This is a genomic window from Rhodovulum viride, assembly GCF_003265965.1.
Lineage (GTDB): Bacteria > Pseudomonadota > Alphaproteobacteria > Rhodobacterales > Rhodobacteraceae > Rhodovulum > Rhodovulum kholense.
The window spans coordinates 1-584 of record NZ_MUAV01000158.1 but is presented as its reverse complement, the minus strand read 5'-3'; the positions used below and the strand labels follow the sequence as shown (position 1 = coordinate 584).

Sequence of the window (584 nt, the reverse complement as noted above, 5' to 3'; positions counted from 1 at the left end):
TGCGTCATCGGGCCGTAGAAGGCCGCGCGCTCGGCGCTCGACCCGCGCAGGAGCGCCTCCATGTTGACCCGAACCGACAGCCCGGCGGCGCGGTCCTCTGGGCTCAGCAGCTGCTTGGCCACCGCCTGCTCGATCCGCTTGATCCGCCGCCGCAGGGTGAACTTCTGGAACAGCAAGCCCTGCTGCTCGACGCTGGTGGGCCAGGCGGTGGTGCCGCCGGGATGGCCGATCATCACCGGCGGCACTCCGAAGAAGCGGCAGATCTCCTCGACCGAGAATTGGCGCGTTTCCAGCATCTGCGCGTCTTCCGGCGAGATGCTGATATGTTGATAATCGAACCCGCCCTCGGCGATGAACGGGCGCCCGGCATTGATGGCGCCCAGATACTTCTCGGGGAGCTTCGCCTCGACCAGCTCGCGTTGTTCGGGCGTCAGCCATTTGTCGAACTTCAGGATGCCGCTCGGGCGCAGCCCGTTGCGGAACATGCCGGCCGCCGACCGTTCCGCGGCCAGCGCCGAGGAGAAGGCCTGGCGCCCGAACTGCAGCGTCGACATGCCGCCCAGCGGATCGCCCCCCGGCCCGCG

Annotated in this window: 1 protein-coding gene; it reads right to left on the bottom strand. The window is 68.7% G+C overall.

Annotation, left to right across the window (positions count from 1 at the left end):
* Window positions 1-584, bottom strand: a 584-nt coding sequence (locus BYZ73_RS21605) for a phage portal protein (RefSeq protein WP_112317600.1), incomplete at both ends; no start/stop codon positions are given.